This window comes from Cereibacter sp. Soil_C_27 (genome assembly GCF_057657095.1).
Window position 1 is genome coordinate 99,154 of the sequence record NZ_JBDGJD010000002.1, and the last position, 17,632, is coordinate 116,785.

A 17,632-nucleotide genomic window follows, 5' to 3' on the forward strand; every position below is an offset into this window, starting at 1 on the left:
CAACAGGAGGACTACATGAAGCACTGGCTCACCAGCACGGCCCTCGCCCTCTGCCTCGCAACCCCGGCGCTGGCGCAGGAGTATCAGCCCGATCCGAACGCCAAGGCGGGGGGCTCGATCACCGTCACCTACAAGGACGATGTGGCGACGCTCGATCCGGCGATCGGCTATGACTGGCAGAACTGGTCGATGATCAAGTCGCTGTTCGACGGGCTGATGGACTATGTCCCCGGCACCACCGAGCTGCGCCCGGGTCTGGCGGAAAGCTACACGCTTTCCGAGGACGGGCTGACCTACAGCTTCACCCTGCGCCCCGGCGTCACGTTCCACAACGGCCGCGAGATGACCGCGGAAGACGTGAAATACTCGCTCGACCGCGTGACCAACCCGGCGACCCAATCGCCCGGCGCGGGCTTCTTCGGCTCGATCGCCGGCTATGACGCCATGGCCACCGGCGGCGCGACCGAGCTTGCCGGCGTGAAGGTGACCGGCCCGCTGACGGTGGACATCACCCTGTCGCGGCCCGACGCGACTTTCCTGCATGTCATGGCGCTGAACTTCGCCTCCATCGTGCCGAAGGAAGCCGTCGAGGAAGCGGGCGCCGATTTCGGCAAGCTGCCGGTCGGCACCGGGGCCTACAAGCTGGCGGAATGGACCATCGGCCAGCGGCTGGTCTTCGAGAAGAACGCCGATTACTGGCGCGACGGTGTCCCCTATCTCGACAGCGTGGTCTTCGAGGTCGGTCAGGAGCCGATCGTGGCGCTCTTGCGCCTGCAGCAGGGCGAGGTCGACGTGCCCGGCGACGGCATCCCCCCGGCGAAGTTCCAGGAGGTGATGGCTGATCCCGAGCAGTCCGCGCGGGTGATCGAGGGCGGGCAGCTCCACACCGGCTACATCACGCTGAACGTGACCCAGCCGCCCTTCGACAAGCTCGAGGTCCGCAAGGCCGTCAACATGGCGATCAACAAGGAGCGGATCACCCAGATCATCAATGGCCGCGCCAAGCCCGCGACCCAGCCGCTGCCGCCCTCGATGCCGGGCTATACCGAAGGCTACGAGGGCTATGCCTATGACGTCGAAGGTGCCAAGGCGCTCCTAGCCGAGGCGGGCGTGGCAGAGGGCTTCGAGACCGAGCTCTTCGTGATGAACACCGACCCGAACCCGCGCATCGCCCAGGCGATCCAGCAGGATCTGGCGGCCATCGGCATTAAGGCCTCGATCCAGAGCCTCGCCCAGGCCAATGTCATCGAGGCGGGCGGCGCGGGCACCGCGCCGATGATCTGGTCAGGTGGCATGGCCTGGATCGCCGACTTCCCCGATCCCTCCAACTTCTACGGCCCGATCCTCGGCTGCTCGGGCGCCGAGGAAGGCGGCTGGAACTGGTCGAAGTTCTGCGACGCGGCGCTCGATGCCAAGGCCGTCGAGGCCGACAGCATTGCCGATCCGGCTATGGTCGCCGACCGCATGAAGCTCTGGTCCGATGTATACATGGGCGTCATGGAGCAGGCGCCCTGGGTGCCGGTGTTCAACGAGCAGCGCTACACCATGAAATCGGCGCGAATGGGCGGGGCGGATGCGCTCTATGTCGATCCGGTGTCGATCCCGGTGAACTACGACTACGTCTACGTGACCGAGTGATCCCATGTGCAAGGCCTGCAACTACACCATCCACGGCGCGCAGCACCACTTCGGCTGGGACAACAGCCTGACGCCTGCCGAGCGGGTGGAGCCGGGATCGACGATCCTGTTCCACTGCCACGATTCCTCTGCGGGCCAGCTTGGCCCGCAGTCGACCGTCGCCGATGTGGCAGCCCTCGACTTCGGCAAGATCAACCCGGTCTCGGGTCCGATCTACATTGAAGGCGCCGAGCCGGGCGATGCGGTGAAGGTGACGCTGGAAAGCTTCGCGCCGCAGGCGCAGGGCGGCAAGGGCTGGGGCTGGACGGCGAACATCCCGGGCTTCGGCCTGCTCGCCGACCAGTTCACCGAAGCGGCGCTGATCAACTGGAGCTTCGATCCCTCCAGCATGGCGCCCGCGCTCTGGTCCAAGGAAGGCCGGGTGCCGCTGAAACCCTTCACCGGCACCATCGGCAACGCGCTGGCCGAGCCCGGGCTGCATTCGGTCGTGCCGCCGCGCCGGGTCGGCGGCAATCTCGACATCCGTGACCTTTCGGCGGGCAGCACGCTCTGGCTGCCGGTCGAGGTGGCGGGGGCGCTGTTCAGCGTGGGCGACACCCATGCGGCGCAGGGCGATGGCGAGGTCTGCGGCACCGCGATCGAAAGCCCGATGGATGTGGTGCTGACGCTGGATCTGGTGAAGGGCGCGAACCTCAAGACGCCGCGCTTCCAGACCTCCGGCCCGGTGACACGGCATCTCGACGCCAAGGGCTACGAGGTGACCACCGGCATCGGTCCCGACCTGATGCAGGCTTCGCGCGAGGCGGTCGCCAATATGGTCGACCATCTCTGCGCCACGCGCGGCATGGCGGCAGTGGAGGCCTACATGCTGGTCTCGACCTGCGGCGACCTCCGGATCTCCGAGATCGTCGACATGCCGAACTGGGTCGTCAGCTTCTACTTCCCGCGCTGCGTCTTCGAATGAGCGGGATCGCACCAGAAACGGGGGCGGCCGCCGCCCCCGTGCTCTCTGTCGAGGGGCTGACGGTCTCGGTCCGCGCCGGTGGGGTGGAGCGTCCGCTGGTGGAGGGGCTCTCCTTCACCCTGCGGCGCGGCGAGACGCTGGCCATTGCCGGCGAGAGCGGCTCGGGCAAGTCGATCACCTCGCTCGCCATCATGGGCCTCCTGCCGCCGCCCGCCGTGCGCGCCTCGGCGGGGCGGGTTCTCCTCGATGGCACCGACTTGCTGGCGCTGCCCGAGGCCCGGATGCGCGCCATCCGCGGCGACCGCATCGCCATGATCTTCCAGGAGCCGATGACCTCGCTGAACCCGGTGATGACCATCGGCGCCCAGCTCGTCGAGGCGCTCCGCGCGCATGAGCCGCTGTCGCGCCGCGCGGCGCAGGCCAAGGCGCTCGCCGCGCTGACCTCGGTGCGCATCTCGCAGCCAGAGCGGCGGCTGACGCAATATCCGCACGAGCTTTCCGGCGGCATGCGCCAGCGGGTGATGATCGCCATGGCGCTGGCGCTGAAGCCCGACGTGCTGATCGCCGACGAGCCGACCACCGCGCTCGACGTGACCGTGCAGCGCGAGGTGCTGGACCTCCTGCGCGACCTGCAGCGCGAGACGGGGACGGCGATCGTGCTCATCACGCATGACATGGGCGTGGTGGCCGAGATGGCCGACCGGGTCATCGTGATGAACGGTGGCCGCATGGTCGAGGAAGGCCCCGTCGCCCGCATCTTCACCGATCCCGCCGCCGACTATACCCGCGCGCTCCTCGCCGCCGTGCCGCGCATGGGCAAGGGCGAGCCGCGCGAGACCGCCGCTCCCGTCCGTGCGGCGCCGGTGGCGCGGCTTCTCGACGTCTCGGTCGGCTTCGACATCCACGGCGGACTTCTGGGTCGCACCACCCACCGCGTCCATGCCGTCGAGCATGTCAGCTTCGAGATTCGCCCCGGCGAGACCTTCGCGCTGGTGGGCGAATCCGGCTGCGGCAAATCCACCATCGCCAAGGCGCTGGTCGGCCTCGTGCCGCACGCAGGCCATCTGGAGGTGGCGGGCCGCGGCCTCTCCGGCCTCGACAGCGCCAGCCGCCGCGCGATCTGCCGCGACGTGCAGATGGTGTTCCAGGACCCCATGGCGGCGCTCGATCCGCGCATGACCGTCGGCGATCTTGTGGCCGAGCCGCTCTTGATCCACGGCATCGGCACCCCGGCCGAACGCCGCGCCCGGGCCGAGGATCTCTTCGCCCGCGTCGGCCTGCCGCGCGAGGCGCTCGACCGCTACCCGCACGAATTCTCCGGCGGCCAGCGCCAGCGGATCTGCATCGCACGGGCGCTGGCGCTGAACCCCAAGCTGATCATCTGCGACGAAAGCGTCTCGGCGCTCGACGTCTCGGTGCAGGCGCGGGTGCTGGAGCTTCTGGCCTCGCTGAAACGCGAGTTCGGCGTGGCCTATCTGTTCATCAGTCATGACATGGCGGTGGTGGAGAATATCGCCGACCGGGTGGCGGTGATGTATCTGGGCCAGATCGTCGAGACCGGCACGCGCGAGCAGGTCTTCGGCAATCCGCAGCACCCCTACACCCGCCGCCTGATCGACGCGGTGCCGGTGCCCGACCCCGCCTTCGTCCGCCCCGCGGGCCTGCGGCTCTCGGGCGAGGTGCCGAGCCCGATCCATGCCGTAGGGCAGGGGCCGGAGCGGGTCACCTTCCTTGATCTCGGCGACGGCCATCTGGTCGCCGCCTGACGCAGCAGGGGGGAGCCGCGACGGGCTCCCCCCTTCGTCTCAGCGGTAGGGGTAGCCCGCCTTCTCCATGGTCGCGGCGTAGGTCTTGAACGCCTCGACCACCCGGCCCGCGCGCGGGCTTTCGGCCGCCACGCTGTCCCAGAAGCCGTTGGCGTCCTGCAGCACCTGCGCCCATTCCTCGGCGGGCAGCGAGGTCAGCTCCATCTTCTCGCCCTCGACGCGCAGCTTGGCCTCGCCGCCCCAGTACCAGACGTTGCGATAGTAGTGCGACTGGTCGATGGTGCTGCGGAACAGCTGCTGCAGATGCGGCGGCACCTTGTCCCAGGATGCGGTATTGGCGAAATACGATCCGAACCAGGCCCCGGTGATCGAGTTCGACAGCGCATAGTTGCAGACGTCGGCCCAGCCCACCTCATAGGCCTCGGTGAAGCCGCACCAGGCCACGCCGTCCAGATCGCCGGTCTGCAGCGCCACTTCCACATCGTCCCACGGCACCGTCACCGGGATCATGCCGTATTTCGACAGGAACTTGCCCGCCGTCGGCACGCCGAACACCCGCTTGCCGTTCATGTCGGCCAGGGACCGGATCGGATCCTTGGTGAAGATGTGCAGCGGATCCCAGGCGCCGGCGGAAAGCCAGGTGACGTTCTCGACCTCGGAATAGGCCTCTTCCCAGATCTCCTTCAGCCCGTAATAGGTGAACAGCGCCGGCACATCTAGGCTGTAGCGGGTGGCGAAGGGGAAGTAGCCGCCGAACACCGAGATATCGACCGGGCTCGCCATCGTCGCCTCGTCCGACTGCACCGCGTCGAGCGTGCCGCTCTGCAGCGCGCGGAACAGCTCCGAGGTCGGCACCAGCTGGTCGGCGTAGTAGAGCTCGATCTCCATCTCACCATTGGCGGCGGCGTTGAAGGCGTCGATCTGCGGCTTGATCACATGCGCCCCCAGCGGCGCGCCGGAATAGGTCTGCAGCCGCCAGCGGATCGGCCCGCTCTGCGCATTGACATAGGGCGCGGCCAGCAGCGAGGCCGAGCCCACGGCGGTGCCCATCATGAACTTGCGCCGGCTGGCGAGAATTTTCTCGGAAGGCGATTGCGGTGTCTTGGGGGTGGTCATCTAGGTCTCCTTGTTGCAGGGAATGCGGCGGTTGATCCGCCGACGGGGTTATCTGTAGACGTACTGCGGCAGCCACATCGCGATCTGCGGGAAGACCATCACCAGCACGAGGGTCGTGACCATCATGATGACGAAGGGCCAGATCGACTTGTAGATGTCGATCAGCGTGATCTCCTTGGGGGCGAGGCCGCGCATCAGGAACAGGTTGTAGCCGAAGGGCGGGGTGATGTAGGCGATCTGGCAGGTCATGGTGTAGAGCACCCCGAACCAGACCATCTGCCCGTCGATCCCCAGATCCAGCCGGTCCACCAGCGGTACGTAGAGCGGGGCGACGATGACGAGCATCGCCGTGTCGTCGAGAAACATCCCCATGATGATGAAGCTGACCTGCATCAGGATCACCGCCTGCCAGGGCGTCAGCTCCCAGTTGGTGATGAAGATGCTCTCGATCGCCCGCACCGCGCCGATCCCGTCGAAGACGGCGGAGAAGGCCAGCGCCGCGAGGATCAGCCAGAGGAACATCGACGAGATCGCCAGCGTCTTCCTCGCCGTCTCGTGGATCAGCCGGCGGCTGAGCCGCCCCTTCAGCGCCGCGGCCGCCGTCGCCGCCACCGCGCCCACGGCGGCGCTTTCCACCAGGCTGGTGACGCCGCGGATGAAGAGCCCCAGCATCAGCACGAAGATCACCACGGGAATGATGCCCGCGCGCAGCAGCAGGAGCTTCTCGCGCAGCGGCATGGCGAGCTCGGCCTCGGTCAGGGCAGGGGCCAGCGACGGGTTCAGCTTCACCCGGATGTAGATGTAGATGCAGAAGATCGTCGCCATCAAGAGCCCCGGCCCGACGCCCGCCAGCCACAGATGGCTGACCGGCTCGCGCGCGATCACCGAATAGAGCACCATCACCACCGAGGGCGGGATCAGGATGCCCAGTGACGAGCCGCCCTGCACCACGCCCGAGATCAGCACCTTGTCATAGCCGCGCCGCAGCATTTCGGGCAGGGCGATGGCCGAGCCGATGGCCATGCCTGCCACCGACAGCCCGTTCATCGCCGAGATGATGACCATCAGGAGGATCGTCCCGATGGCGAGCCCGCCCGCCATCCGCCCGAACCAGACATGCAGCATCTCGTAGAGATCTTCCGCGATCCCCGACTCCGACAGCATGTAGCCCATGTAGATGAACAGCGGCAGCGTCAGGATGGCGTTCCAGCTGAACAGCTTGAAGGTGGCGTTGAACGGCATCTCGATCCCGCCCGTGCCGTAGAGCAGAAGCGCCGTGCCCGCCGCGACGAAACCCACGGCGGCAAAGACCCGCTGTCCGGTCAGCATGAGGCCCATCATGCTGCCGAACATCAGCAGCGCGATCATTTCGTAGTTCATGCAAGCTGCTCCCCGCGGGAAGCCGCGACATATTTGAACAGGAGGGAAAAGCTCTGCAGCAGCATCAGGATCAGGCAGCCCACCATCAGCACCTTGATCGGCACCAGCGACGGATTCCAGATCGAGGGCAGCCGCTGGTCGGTGGCCCAGGAATAGGACAGCGACGACAGCGAGCCCCAGAGCATGACGCAGAGATAGAAGATCAGGCAAAACACCGTCACCGCATCCATCCGCGCCTGATTGCGTTCCGAAAGCGTGGCGTAGAACAGGTCCATGCGGACGTGGTCATTGTCCTTCAGGGTCTTGGCGCCGCCCATGAAATAATAGGCCGCCAGCGTGAACTGCGCGACCTCGACGCACCAGTGCAGCGGCAGGCTGAAGATCTTGTCCGAGACGACATCGGTCAGAAGGACGCCAATCATCACGAAGATCAGATACATCGCGACCAGCCCGACCCAATCGGCCAGCCGGTCCATGAGGCGGACGTAGACCCTTATCCCATATGGCATGAAACGCCTTCCCTGTTGTTCCCGCCGTTGACCGGCGGTTTATCTGATCTCCACCCTCGCGGTCTCCAGCGCCGCGCGGAAGCCCGCGTCCGGCAGGGACTCGCAGATGAGCATGTCGATAGCCTCGAGCTGGCAGACCCGGAACGCGGCCTTGCGCCCCAGCTTGGCCGCCTGCGCCACCACGATCGTGTTGCCCGCCCGGTCGCTCATCGCCCGCGCGACCTGCGCCTCGTCGAAATCCGCGTCGAGCGCTCCGGCGGCAGCATCCAGCGCCGCCACCGCGAGCACCGCATGATCGGCCTGAAACCGGGCGATCTGCTCCAGCACCAGCGGCCCCACGGTCTGCGCATTGTCGGCGCTGAAGCTGCCCCCCAGCAGGAAGACCCGCGCGCGGCCCTCGCCCTCGCCCAGCACCCGCGCGATGCGCAGCGAATTGGTGATGACGGTCAGCCCGCCGACCCGCGCCAGCTCCGCCGCGCAGGCGAGCGTGGTGGTGCCGGTGTCGATGAACAGCGTGTCGCCCGGCTCGATCACCGCCGCGAGCTTGCGGCCGATGGCGGCCTTGGCCTCGGCATCCTCGTTCATCCGCTCCTGAAAGCTGCCCTCGGCATGCAGCCTCAGCCGCCGCGCCCCGCCATGCACCTTCTGCAGCGCGCCATCGGCAGCCAGCTGCGCCAGATCGCGGCGGATGGTCTCGGCGGAAACGTCGAAGGCCGCCGCCAAGGCCTCGACCGTGGCCTCGCCATCGCGGGCCATCAGGTCGATGATCTTTGACTGGCGCTGCTTCGGTTTCACGCTGTCTCCGGCTTCACACAAAAGTTAAGCGTGCCACCAATGACCGAGTCAACGGTTTTGTGCGGGAGATTGCCGAGGTCTTCGGCGCCGATCCGGCAAATATTGACTGAACGGGCGATGCGTGAGAGGGATCGGTCATATTTCCCGCAAACCCGCCACAAAAGGATGCCCATGCCCACAGAGGCCCACAATCTGTCGGGAACTTTCGACGTGGTGGTGATCGGCGCCGGCGTCATCGGCTGCGCCATCGCGCGCCGCTTTGCCCTCGAGGGGGCAAGGGTGGCGGTGATCGAGAAGGCCGACGACATCCTCGACGGCGCCTCCAAGGCCAACAGCGCCATCCTGCACACCGGCTTCGACGCGCCGGTGGGCTCGCTGGAGCAGGCCTGCGTCGCGGCGGGCTATGCCGAATACGAGGAGATCCACGCCCGGATGAACCTGCCGCTGATCCGCTGCGGCGCGCTGGTCATCGCCTGGACCGAGGCCGAGGCCGCGCTGCTGCCTGAGCTGATCGCGCAGGCCGAGGCCAATGGCGTGACCGATGTCGAGCCGCTGACCGAGGCAGAGACGCGCAAGCTGGAGCCGGGACTCGGCGCCGGTCTTCAGGCCGCCTTCCGGGTGCCGCGCGAATATCTCGTCGATCCCTGGTCCGCTCCGCTCGCCTATCTCGCGCAGGCCATCGCCAATGGCGCAGAACTCTTGCGCGGCGCGGAAGTGACGGGCGGGCAGCTCGACGGCGACTGGACATTGCAGACAACGCGCGGCCCGGTGACGGGGCGGATCGTTGTCAACGCGGCGGGGCTCTACGGCGATGTGCTGGACGAACGGCTTCTGGGGAAAAAGGATTTCACCATCCGCCCGCGCAAGGGCCAGTTCATCGTCTACGACAAGCCCGCAGCCAGCCTCGCCAGCCATATCCTGCTGCCGGTGCCGAACAAGGTGACGAAAGGCATCGTCGTCTGCCGCACCGCCTTCGGCAACCTCCTTGTCGGTCCCACCGCCGAGGAGCAGGACGAACGCGAGACCGCCGCCCTCGTGCCCGAGACGCTGGAGGCGCTGCGGCGGCGCGGCGAGGAGATCCTGCCGGGGCTGAAGGCCGAGGAGGTCACCGCCCTCTATGCCGGGCTGCGGCCCGCGACCGAGGCCAAGGACTACCGCATCACCGCCCATGACGCGCAGCGCATGATCACCGTCGGTGGCATCCGCTCCACCGGGCTCAGCTCGGCGCTCGGCACGGCGCGGCATGTCTTCCGGCTGGCCGAGGCGATGGACCATGCCACACAACCGCCCGTCGATCCGGTCTGGCCCGAGGTTCCCGCCATCAGCGCCTTCGCCCGGCGCGACTGGCAGCAGCCCGGCAATGGCGGGATCGTCTGCCATTGCGAAAGCGTGACCCGGCGCGAGATCCTCGCGGCGCTCGACGGCCCGCTCAAGGCGCAGACGCTGGCCGGGCTGAAGCGGCGGACGCGCGTGACGATGGGCCGCTGTCAGGGCTTCTACTGCTCGGCAGAGCTCGCGCGGCTGACCGAGGGGCGGCTGGCGCAGCCGATGCTCGGCCATGACTGACATGCCGCGCGAGGTCGACGTGCTGATCGTCGGCGCCGGCCCCGCCGGTCTGGCGGCGGCGACCGAACTGCGCCGCCGCGGCGTCGGGCTGGTTCTGGTGCTCGACCGCGAGCCCGCGCCCGGCGGCATCCCGCGCCACTGCGGCCACTCGCCCTACGGTCTGCGCGAGTTCCGCCGCCCGATGACGGGCCCCGCCTATGCCGAACGACTGGCCGAGGAGGCCGTCGCGGCGGGGGTGGAGATCCGCTGCGGCATCAGCGTCATGTCGCTCCTGCCCGGGCCGGTCGTCGAGATCAGCTCCAACGCCGGGGTTCGGCGCATCGCGGCGCGGCGGGTGCTGCTGGCGACCGGGGTGCGCGAGACCTCGCGCGCCGGGCGGCTGATCGGCGGCAGCAAGCCGGGCGGGGTGATGAACACCGGCGCGCTGCAGGGGCTGGTCTATCTCGACGGGCTGCGCCCGTTCCGCGCGCCCCTGATCCTCGGCACCGAGCTCGTCTCCTTCTCGGCCCTGCTCACCTGTCGCCACGCCGGCGCCCGGCCCGTCGGCATGGTGGAGCCGGGGCCGCGCCCCACCGCACGCTTCCCCAGCGCGCTGCTGCCCCGGCTTCTGGGCGTGCCGCTCTGGCTCGGGACCGAGCTTCTGGCGATCGAGGGGCGCGACCGCGTCACCGGCGCCGTCCTGCGCGGCCCCAAGGGCGAGCGGCGGGTGGCCTGCGACGGGGTGGTGGTCACCGGCCGCTTCCGCCCCGAGGCGACGCTGGTCCGCTCGAGCCACCTCGCTCTCGATCCGGGGACCGGGGGGCCGGAGGTGGACGGCTATGGCCGCTGCTCCGATCCGACCTATTTCGCGGCCGGAAACCTGCTGCGCCCGGTAGAGACCGCGGGCGTCAGCTGGTCCGAGGGCTGCCGGATCGGCGCCGCGATGGCCGAGGCGCTGGCCGACGCCCTTCCGCCGCCCGGAGCCGACCGGATCAGCCTCGGCGGCGAGGGCCTCGCCTGGGTCATGCCGCAGCGGCGGGGCGGGGCGGCGCTGGGGCTGCAGCTTCGGGTCAGCCGCGCGGTGTCGGGTCGGCTCTCGGTCCGGGTGGACGGGCGCGAGGTGGCAAGCCGCCGGCTGACCGCGCTGCCGGAGCGGCGGATATCGCTGGACCTGCCGGCTGCGCAGGGTCCGGTGGAGATCGTTCTGGAGGAGGGGCGATGAAGATCCTTGCCATCGATCAAGGCACCACCAGCACCCGGGCGCTGCTCGTCACGCCCGAGGGCATCACCCCACTCCTCAGCCTCGCCCACCGCCAGCACTACCCGCGCCCTGGCTGGGTGGAACATGATGCCGAAGAACTGCTCGCCAATCTCGGCACCTGTCTGGCGGCGGCGGCGACGACCGAGGGGGTGGGGGCCGTGGGCCTCGCCAATCAGGGCGAAAGCTGCCTCGGCTGGGATGCGCGGACCGGCGAGCCGGTGAGCCCGGTGATCGTCTGGCAGGACGACCGCACCCGCGACGCGACCGACCGGCTGAAGGCCGGGGGGGCCGAGGCTCTGGTGACGGCGCGGGCGGGGCTGCCGCTCGATCCGTATTTCTCGGCGGCGAAGCTGGGGTGGATCCTCCGAGAGATCCCCCGGGCGCGGGAGCTGGCGGCGGCGGGGCGGCTGCGGCTGGGGACCACCGACGCCTTCTTCCGCGACCGGCTGACGGGGCGGTTCGAGACCGATGTGACCACGGCCTCGCGGACCTCGCTGATGAACCTCGAGACCTGCGAGTGGGACGACGATCTCTGCGCCCTCTTCGGCGTGCCACGGGAGGCGCTGCCCGCGATCACGGCCAGTACAGGCGATCTGGGGTGGATGGCGGGTCTGGCGCTGACGGCGAGCGTGGTGGACCAGCAGGCGGCGCTTTTCGGGCATGGCTGCCGCGCGCCGGGGGATGCCAAGATCACCTTCGGGACCGGGGCCTTCGCGCTGGCCCTGAGCGGGGGCGGGGTGGGGACGGGAGCGGTGCCGACCATTGCCTGGCAACGAGCGGGCGAGGCGCCGGTTCGGGCTCTGGAGGGGGGCGTCTATGCCGCCTCCTCGGCGGTGAACTGGGCGCGGGGGCTGGGGCTGTTCGGGGCGTGGGAGGAGATCAACGGTTTCGACGCCCCCCCGGCGATCTCGCGCGGGCTGGCCTTCGTGCCGGCGCTGGCGGGGCTTGCCTGCCCGCATTGGGATCGGCGGGCGCGGGGGGCCTGGCTGGGGCTGGGGTTGGAGACCTCGGGCCGGGACATGGTTCAGGCGGTGCTGGAGGGGGTCGCCTTCCGGACGGCGGAGGTGGTGCGGGAGATGGGGCCGGTCCGGGGGGTGGTGAGCATCGACGGGGGGATGAGCGCGAACCCCTGGTTCTGCCAGTTTCTCGCCGATGTTCTGGGGCGGCCGATCAGGGTTTCGGAAGAGCCGGAACTGACGGCCCTGGGGGTGGCGCAGCTGGCGGCCTCGGGGGCCGGGGGAAGGCTGGACGTGCCGGTGCGGGGGCGGATCTTGCAGCCCGCGCCGCAGCCGGAGGAATGGGCGGCGCGCTTCGCGGCAGCGCGGCAGGCGGTGCAGGGGTTCGGGGCGTTTCACGCGTGAAACTCCTGCCAAGCGATTGACTTGGCAAGATTTTCCGAAACGCGTTAGGGTTTTGTTAACCCCTTGGCCGCGGGTCCGGCGGGATCAGTCGGGGGCTGGCTCCTCCTCCGCCTCGGGCGCCTTGTCGGGCCAGAAGCGGACGCCGGGGCGGGCGAGGCCGCCGCCGAGCGCCAGCACCGTGCCGTCGGCGCGCCAGCAGGCGGCGCCGGTCATCGTCTCGCCGAAGGAGATCGCGTTCATCCCGCCGCCGATATGCGGCACGAGCTTGACCTGATGGCCGAGCGCCTCCAGCCCGGGCTTTTGCGCGGCGAGGCCGTCTTCCAGCTCCACCTCCTGCCCCTGGGTCCAGATGCGCGGGGCCTCGACCGCCTGTTGCAGCGTCATGTCGTGGTCGATCAGGTTGACGATGGCCTGCAGCGTCGAGGGGAAGATGCGCAGCCCGCCGGGCAGGCCGAGGGCATAGGCCGGCTTTTCATCCTTCAAGACCAGCATCGGCGCCATCGAGGTCGGCACCCGCTTGCCCGGCACCACCGAGAGGGCGCGACCGGCATGCGGGTCGAAGTTGCTCATGTAGTTGTTCGGGATGATCCCGGTCCCCGGCACGATGAAGCGCGCGCCGAAGAGGCCGTTGATCGTGTGGGTCGCGGTGACGATGTTGCCGTCGCGGTCGGCCACGGTGATATGGGTGGTGTCGCGGCTCTCGTGCCCCGGCTGCGCTGGGCCGGAAGCGCCGAAGGGGCGGATCTGCGGGCGGGTCGCCTCGGCATAGGCCTTGGAGGTCAGCCGCTCCACCGGGACATCGACGAAGGCCGGATCGCCGGAATGGGCGCGGCGGTCGGCAAAGGCGAGACGCATCACCTCGGCCAGAAGGTGCAGGCTGTCGGTGGAGCCGAAGCCCATGGCGCGCAGGTCGTAGCCTTCGAGCAGGTTCAGCATCTGCGTGACATGCACGCCGGAAGAGGCGGGAGGCGGCGGGCCGGCGATCCGGAAGCCGCGATAGCTGCCGGTGATCGGCGTGCGGTCCATCGGGCGATAGGCCCGGAGATCGTCGAGCGTGACATAGCCCGCGTCCGGGCCGTCGGTGCGCATCCGTTCGGCCAAGGCCGCGCCGAGCGCGCCGCCATGCAGGGCCGCGGCGCCTTTGGTCTGGATCAGCCGCAGGCTGGCGGCGTAATCGCCCATCACCAGCCGCTCGCCCGGGCGGGGCGCGCGGCCTTCGGGCAGCAGCACCTTGGCCATGGCGGGATCGGCCAGCAGATCCCCGGCATGTTCGGCGATGGCGCCGGAGAGGTAATGGGTGACGGCAAAGCCGCGCGCGGCGAGGCGGATCGCGGGCTCGATCACATCGGCGAAGGGCAGCTTGCCGAAGCGGGCGTGCATGTCGCACCAGCCGGCGAGGTTGCCGGGCACGGCGACGGCGGAGGCGCCGACGAGGTTGCGGCGGTCTTTCGCATCCATGTAGAGCGCCGGGTCTTCGGAGACGGGCTCGTAGATCTCGGGGTGCATGGTCGCGGCGGCGGTGGAGAGCGCGTCGATCACCAGATGCGGGCCGCCCGCCATGCGCAGATGCGAGAGACCGCCGCCGGCGATGCCGACCATCATCGGCTCGACCACGGTCAGCGCCAGAAGGCTGGCCACGGCGGCATCGACGGCATTGCCGCCCGCCGAGAGCATCTCGGCCCCCGCCGCCGAGCCGAGCGGATGGTTGGTGACGACAACCCCGCCCGCGCCGCTGGCCGGGGCTTTTTCGCAGGTGAAGGGCAGGGTCGGGGCTGTCATGGCGCACTCTCGGTCATAAGGAGGGCGGGGCCGGCTGGCCCCGCGGCAGTCTGTATCGGTCAGGCGAGCTTGGCCAGAACCTTGGCGGTGGCGCCGGAAAGATCGCCGAGCTTCACGCCCTCGGTGCGGACCGAGGCCTCGCGCGCCTTGCCGCGGGTCTGGGTGTCGATGGCCTTCTGCGCCTCGGAGGCGACCTCCTCGGGCGGCAGCACGATGACGCCGCTTTCATCGGCCAGCACCGCGTCGCCCGGCATGACCACCGTATTGCCGCAGGAGACGGGCACGTTGATCGCGCCGCCCAGATCGTAGAGCCGGGTGGTGATCGGCGAGATGCCGCGGCACCACATCGGGAAATCGGATTGCTCAATCTCCTCGAGGTCGGTGCAGGGGCCGTCGACCACGGCGCCCACCGCGCCCGCCGCCTTGGCCCCCACGGTGACGCCGCCGCCCCAGCAGGCGTAGCGGTCGTCGTGCAGCCGGTCGACGATGACGAAGTCCCCGGGGCGCAGCAGGCTGAGGAGGTGGTGCAGCAGGGTGGAGTCGGGGCCGGGGATGGCGATGGTCACGGCGGTGCCGACGACGCGGCGGCGCGGGATCAGCGGCTGGATCTGGCGGCTGAGAAAGCCGAACTGGCGCCAGTGGCCCAGGGTGGCGGTCTCGACCTGCGACAGGAGCTTGAGGTCGGCCGCGGCGATCTGGGCGGGCATCGGGTTGATCTTGTAGGTCATCTGGCAGGTCCGTTCTTGGGAAGGGGAAATCAGCGGCCGAAGGCCTTGGCGAAGCCGACGCTGCGCTCGACGACGAGGACGATGGCGAGCGAGATGGCGATCAGCAGCACGGCGAGGACGGCGACCATCGGGTCGGTGCGCTCGTCGACATAGCGGTAGATGGCGACGGGCAGGGTGGTGAGGCGGGGGCCGACGATGAAGAGCGAGAGCACGATCTCGTCGAAGGAGAGGATGGCGGCGATGGCGCTGGAGGCTACGACGCCGGGCATGAGGCGCGGCAGGGTGATCCTGAGGAAGGTCTGCAGCGGGCGGGCGCCGAGGGTCATCGCCGCCTCCTCGACATCGGTGCCGAGGTTGGAGAGCGTCGTCTGCAGGATGCGCACCGAGAAGGGCAGCGTCATCACCAGATGGGCGAGGACGAGGCCAGGATAGGTGGCGACCAGACCGGCGGGGGTGAAGACCATGAGGATGCCGAGACCGAGCATCATCGCGGGCAGGATCAGCGGCGCGAGGATCAGGTTGCGGATCAGGGTGCGGCCGGGGAAGTCGAGCCGTTCCAGCGCATAGGCGGCGGGCAGGCCGAAGCCGAGGCTGAGGAGGGCGACGATGGCGGCGATGATCGCGCTGTTCTTCAGGCCCTGCATGAAGCCCTCGTTCGACAGCACCTCGCCATACCATTTCAGGCTCCAGCCCGAGGGCGGGAAGGAGAGGTAGCTGTCGGCGCTGAAGGAGATCACCACGATGATCAGCAGCGGGATGAAGATGAATGCGAAGACCGCCATGACATAGGCGCGGGCGAGGAGACTGATGAGCCTGGCCATTCTCAGCGGCTCCTTGTCAGCAGGCGGAGGAGGAGGGTGGTGACGATCATGGCGGCGAGGAAGAGCGCCAGCATGAGGAAGGACAGCGCCGCGGCGGTGGGCCAGTCGAGCGAGACGAGGGCGAGGTCGTAGACCTCGGTTGCGAGCAGGAAGACGCGGCCGCCACCGAGCAGCGAGGGGGTGATGAAGGAGGAGACCGAGAGCACGAAGCCGATGGTCAGCCCGGCGATGATCGCGGGCAGGCTGAGCGGCAGGGTGACGCGGAAGAAGACGGTGTGCGGCGGCGCGCCGAGCGACATGGCGGCATCGTCGAGCCGGCGGTCGAGGCGGCCGAGACCGGCGGAGATGGTGAGGAACATGAAGGGCATGATGCTTTCCGACAGGCCGATCACCACGCCGAAGTAGTTGTTCACCATGCGCAGCGGCTGCTCGATCAGCCCCCAGGATTGCAGCAGGTGGTTCACCAGCCCCGCGTCGCCCAGCGTCACCAGCCAGCCGAAGGAGCGCACCACCGCCGAGACCAGAAGCGGCGAGGCGGCGAGCACGGTGAGCGGCGTGCGCCAGCGCGAGGTCATGCGCGAGAGGTAGAGCGCCATCGGATAGGCCAGCGCCAGCGCCACCAGAGAGCAGGTGACGGAGAGTTGCAGCGTGCGGCCAAGGAGGTCGAGGTAATAGCCGTCGTTCAGGATGCGGATATAGGTGCCGAGGCTGAGCGCCTCGATGATCGCGCCGTAGTCGGACTCGTTCAGCGACATGCGGAACAGCCAGAGGATCGGCGCGACGAAGGAGATCGACAGCACCGCCAGCACCGGGGCCAGCAGCAGGAAGGGGGTCAGGCGGTGTCCCGTGCCGGGCGGGGCGAAGCCGGTCATGCGGCGAAGATCCGCATGTCGTCGCGGTTCCAGTCGAGATCGACGGCGGTGCCGGGGATGGCGAGTGGCACGGCGGGATCGTTGGGCTGAAGCTCAACGGCGACGGTCTGGCCGCCCTGCAGGGTCAGCTCCACCTCGATCATGTTGCCGACGAAGACGCGGCGGGCGACCGTGGCGGCGACGCCGCCGCTGCCCGCGGGCCGCAGGCGGATGGCGTGCGGGCGCACCATCACCGAGACGTCGCTGCCGCTGGCGGGCAGTTCGCTGGCGGGCGGCGCGGGCAGGGGCTGGCCGTCGCAGAGGAGCGAGGGGCCGTTGCGGTCGAGCGTGGAGCGCAGCGTGTTGGCGCGACCGATGAAATTGGCAACGAAGGGGGTGGCGGCGCGGTCGAAGACCTCGGTCGGGGTGCCGATCTGCTCCAGCCGCCCTGCGTTCATCACCGCGATGCGGTCGCACATGGTCAGGGCTTCCTGCTGGTCATGCGTCACGAACAGCGTGGTGATGCCGGTGCGGTTCTGGATGTCGCGGATCTCGAAGCGCATCTCGTCGCGGAGGCGCGCGTCGAGGTTGGAGAGCGGCTCGTCGAGAAGCAGGATCTCGGGCTCGATGACGATGGCGCGGGCGATGGCGACGCGCTGCTGCTGGCCGCCGGACAGTTCCGACGGGCGGCGGTGGCCGAAGCCGTCGAGCCGAACCGCGCGCAGGGCCTCGGCCACGCGGGCGGCGGTTTCCTCCTTGCCGATCTTCCGCAGCTTCAGCCCGAAGGCCACGTTCTGCGTCACGGTCATGTGCGGAAACAGCGCGTAGGACTGGAACACCAGCCCCAGATTGCGCTCCCACGGCGGGCGGGAGACGATGTCCTGCCCGCCGATGGTGATCTGGCCCGAGGTGGGGGCCATCAGCCCGGCGAAGAGCCTGAGCGTGGTGGACTTGCCGCAGCCGGAGGGACCGAGCAGGCCGATGAACTCGCCCTTGGCGATGTCGAAGGACAGCGCATCCACCGCCGGGCGCTTGCCGCCATAGTCGAAGGTCAGCTCACGGATGCTGATATGCGGCGGCGGGGCGGAGGTTTGGGCGTCGGTCATGCTCGGTCCCGT

The 17,632-nt window shown here is 69.1% G+C and carries 15 protein-coding genes; 6 read left to right on the top strand and 9 right to left on the bottom strand.

All coding sequences use genetic code 11. From position 1 onward, the window contains the following. Positions 1-15: 15 nt before the first annotated feature. Genes AC3A5Z_RS07385 through AC3A5Z_RS07395 form a run of 3 tightly spaced genes read left to right on the top strand, consistent with a single transcriptional unit; the run spans position 16 to position 4,368 of the window. The gene (locus AC3A5Z_RS07385; RefSeq protein ID WP_487518736.1) at positions 16-1,638 is read left to right on the top strand and encodes an ABC transporter substrate-binding protein; all 1,623 of its coding nucleotides are present in this window, start codon (positions 16-18) and stop codon (positions 1,636-1,638) included. Between the two features lie 4 nt (positions 1,639-1,642). Beyond that, a complete protein-coding gene (locus tag AC3A5Z_RS07390) occupies positions 1,643-2,602 on the top strand; it encodes an acetamidase/formamidase family protein (RefSeq protein WP_487518737.1) in 960 nt (319 codons plus the stop codon). After that, positions 2,599-4,368 (top strand): ABC transporter ATP-binding protein, encoded by a 1,770-nt coding sequence (locus tag AC3A5Z_RS07395; protein ID WP_487518738.1) that lies wholly within the window; start codon positions 2,599-2,601, stop codon positions 4,366-4,368. The genes AC3A5Z_RS07390 and AC3A5Z_RS07395 overlap by 4 nt, the downstream gene beginning before the upstream one ends. A 39-nt stretch (positions 4,369-4,407) precedes the next feature. On the opposite strand, the gene dctP is transcribed toward AC3A5Z_RS07395, so the two are convergent. Genes dctP through AC3A5Z_RS07415 form a run of 4 tightly spaced genes read right to left on the bottom strand, consistent with a single transcriptional unit; the run spans position 4,408 to position 8,168 of the window. After that, the gene (gene dctP / locus AC3A5Z_RS07400; RefSeq protein WP_487518739.1) at positions 4,408-5,484 is read right to left on the bottom strand and encodes a TRAP transporter substrate-binding protein DctP; all 1,077 of its coding nucleotides are present in this window, start codon (positions 5,482-5,484) and stop codon (positions 4,408-4,410) included. 48 nt (positions 5,485-5,532) lie between these two features. Next, positions 5,533-6,864, bottom strand: a complete 1,332-nt coding sequence (locus AC3A5Z_RS07405; RefSeq protein ID WP_487518740.1) for a TRAP transporter large permease — start codon at positions 6,862-6,864, stop codon at positions 5,533-5,535. Continuing rightward, positions 6,861-7,373 (bottom strand): TRAP transporter small permease subunit, encoded by a 513-nt coding sequence (locus AC3A5Z_RS07410; RefSeq protein WP_107664658.1) that lies wholly within the window; start codon positions 7,371-7,373, stop codon positions 6,861-6,863. The genes AC3A5Z_RS07405 and AC3A5Z_RS07410 overlap by 4 nt, the downstream gene beginning before the upstream one ends. 39 nt (positions 7,374-7,412) lie before the next feature. Then, entirely contained in the window at positions 7,413-8,168 is a 756-nt protein-coding gene (locus AC3A5Z_RS07415; RefSeq protein ID WP_136793821.1) for a DeoR/GlpR family DNA-binding transcription regulator, read from the bottom strand. 171 nt (positions 8,169-8,339) lie between these two features. On the opposite strand from AC3A5Z_RS07415, the gene AC3A5Z_RS07420 reads away from it, so the two are divergent. From AC3A5Z_RS07420 to AC3A5Z_RS07430, 3 genes are read left to right on the top strand one after another with little or no spacing between them, the layout of a single operon-like run. Continuing rightward, positions 8,340-9,734 carry an NAD(P)/FAD-dependent oxidoreductase gene (locus AC3A5Z_RS07420; protein ID WP_487518741.1) on the top strand — a complete coding sequence of 465 codons (1,395 nt, stop codon included), beginning with the start codon at positions 8,340-8,342 and terminating at the stop codon, positions 9,732-9,734. Continuing rightward, positions 9,727-10,935: an NAD(P)/FAD-dependent oxidoreductase gene (locus AC3A5Z_RS07425; protein WP_487518742.1), complete on the top strand. Its 1,209-nt coding sequence runs from the start codon at positions 9,727-9,729 to the stop codon at positions 10,933-10,935. Before AC3A5Z_RS07420 ends, AC3A5Z_RS07425 begins: the two co-directional genes overlap by 8 nt. Continuing rightward, positions 10,932-12,335: an FGGY family carbohydrate kinase gene (locus AC3A5Z_RS07430; protein ID WP_487518743.1), complete on the top strand. Its 1,404-nt coding sequence runs from the start codon at positions 10,932-10,934 to the stop codon at positions 12,333-12,335. Before AC3A5Z_RS07425 ends, AC3A5Z_RS07430 begins: the two co-directional genes overlap by 4 nt. Positions 12,336-12,419: 84 nt before the next feature. Here the strand turns inward: AC3A5Z_RS07430 and ggt are convergent, their stop codons facing one another. The 5 genes from ggt to AC3A5Z_RS07455 are packed head-to-tail and all read right to left on the bottom strand — an operon-like array spanning position 12,420 to position 17,620. Beyond that, positions 12,420-14,114 carry a gamma-glutamyltransferase gene (ggt, locus tag AC3A5Z_RS07435; RefSeq protein ID WP_487518744.1) on the bottom strand — a complete coding sequence of 565 codons (1,695 nt, stop codon included), beginning with the start codon at positions 14,112-14,114 and terminating at the stop codon, positions 12,420-12,422. 59 nt (positions 14,115-14,173) lie between these two features. After that, positions 14,174-14,842 carry an RraA family protein gene (locus AC3A5Z_RS07440; RefSeq protein ID WP_107664652.1) on the bottom strand — a complete coding sequence of 223 codons (669 nt, stop codon included), beginning with the start codon at positions 14,840-14,842 and terminating at the stop codon, positions 14,174-14,176. 29 nt (positions 14,843-14,871) lie between these two features. Continuing rightward, complete coding sequence (locus AC3A5Z_RS07445; protein ID WP_136791093.1) at positions 14,872-15,663, bottom strand: ABC transporter permease; 792 nt, start codon at positions 15,661-15,663, stop codon at positions 14,872-14,874. Between the two features lie 2 nt (positions 15,664-15,665). Beyond that, positions 15,666-16,535 (bottom strand): ABC transporter permease, encoded by an 870-nt coding sequence (locus AC3A5Z_RS07450; RefSeq protein ID WP_487518745.1) that lies wholly within the window; start codon positions 16,533-16,535, stop codon positions 15,666-15,668. Beyond that, positions 16,532-17,620, bottom strand: a complete 1,089-nt coding sequence (locus AC3A5Z_RS07455) for an ABC transporter ATP-binding protein (protein WP_487518746.1) — start codon at positions 17,618-17,620, stop codon at positions 16,532-16,534. Before AC3A5Z_RS07455 ends, AC3A5Z_RS07450 begins: the two co-directional genes overlap by 4 nt. Positions 17,621-17,632: the final 12 nt, after the last annotated feature.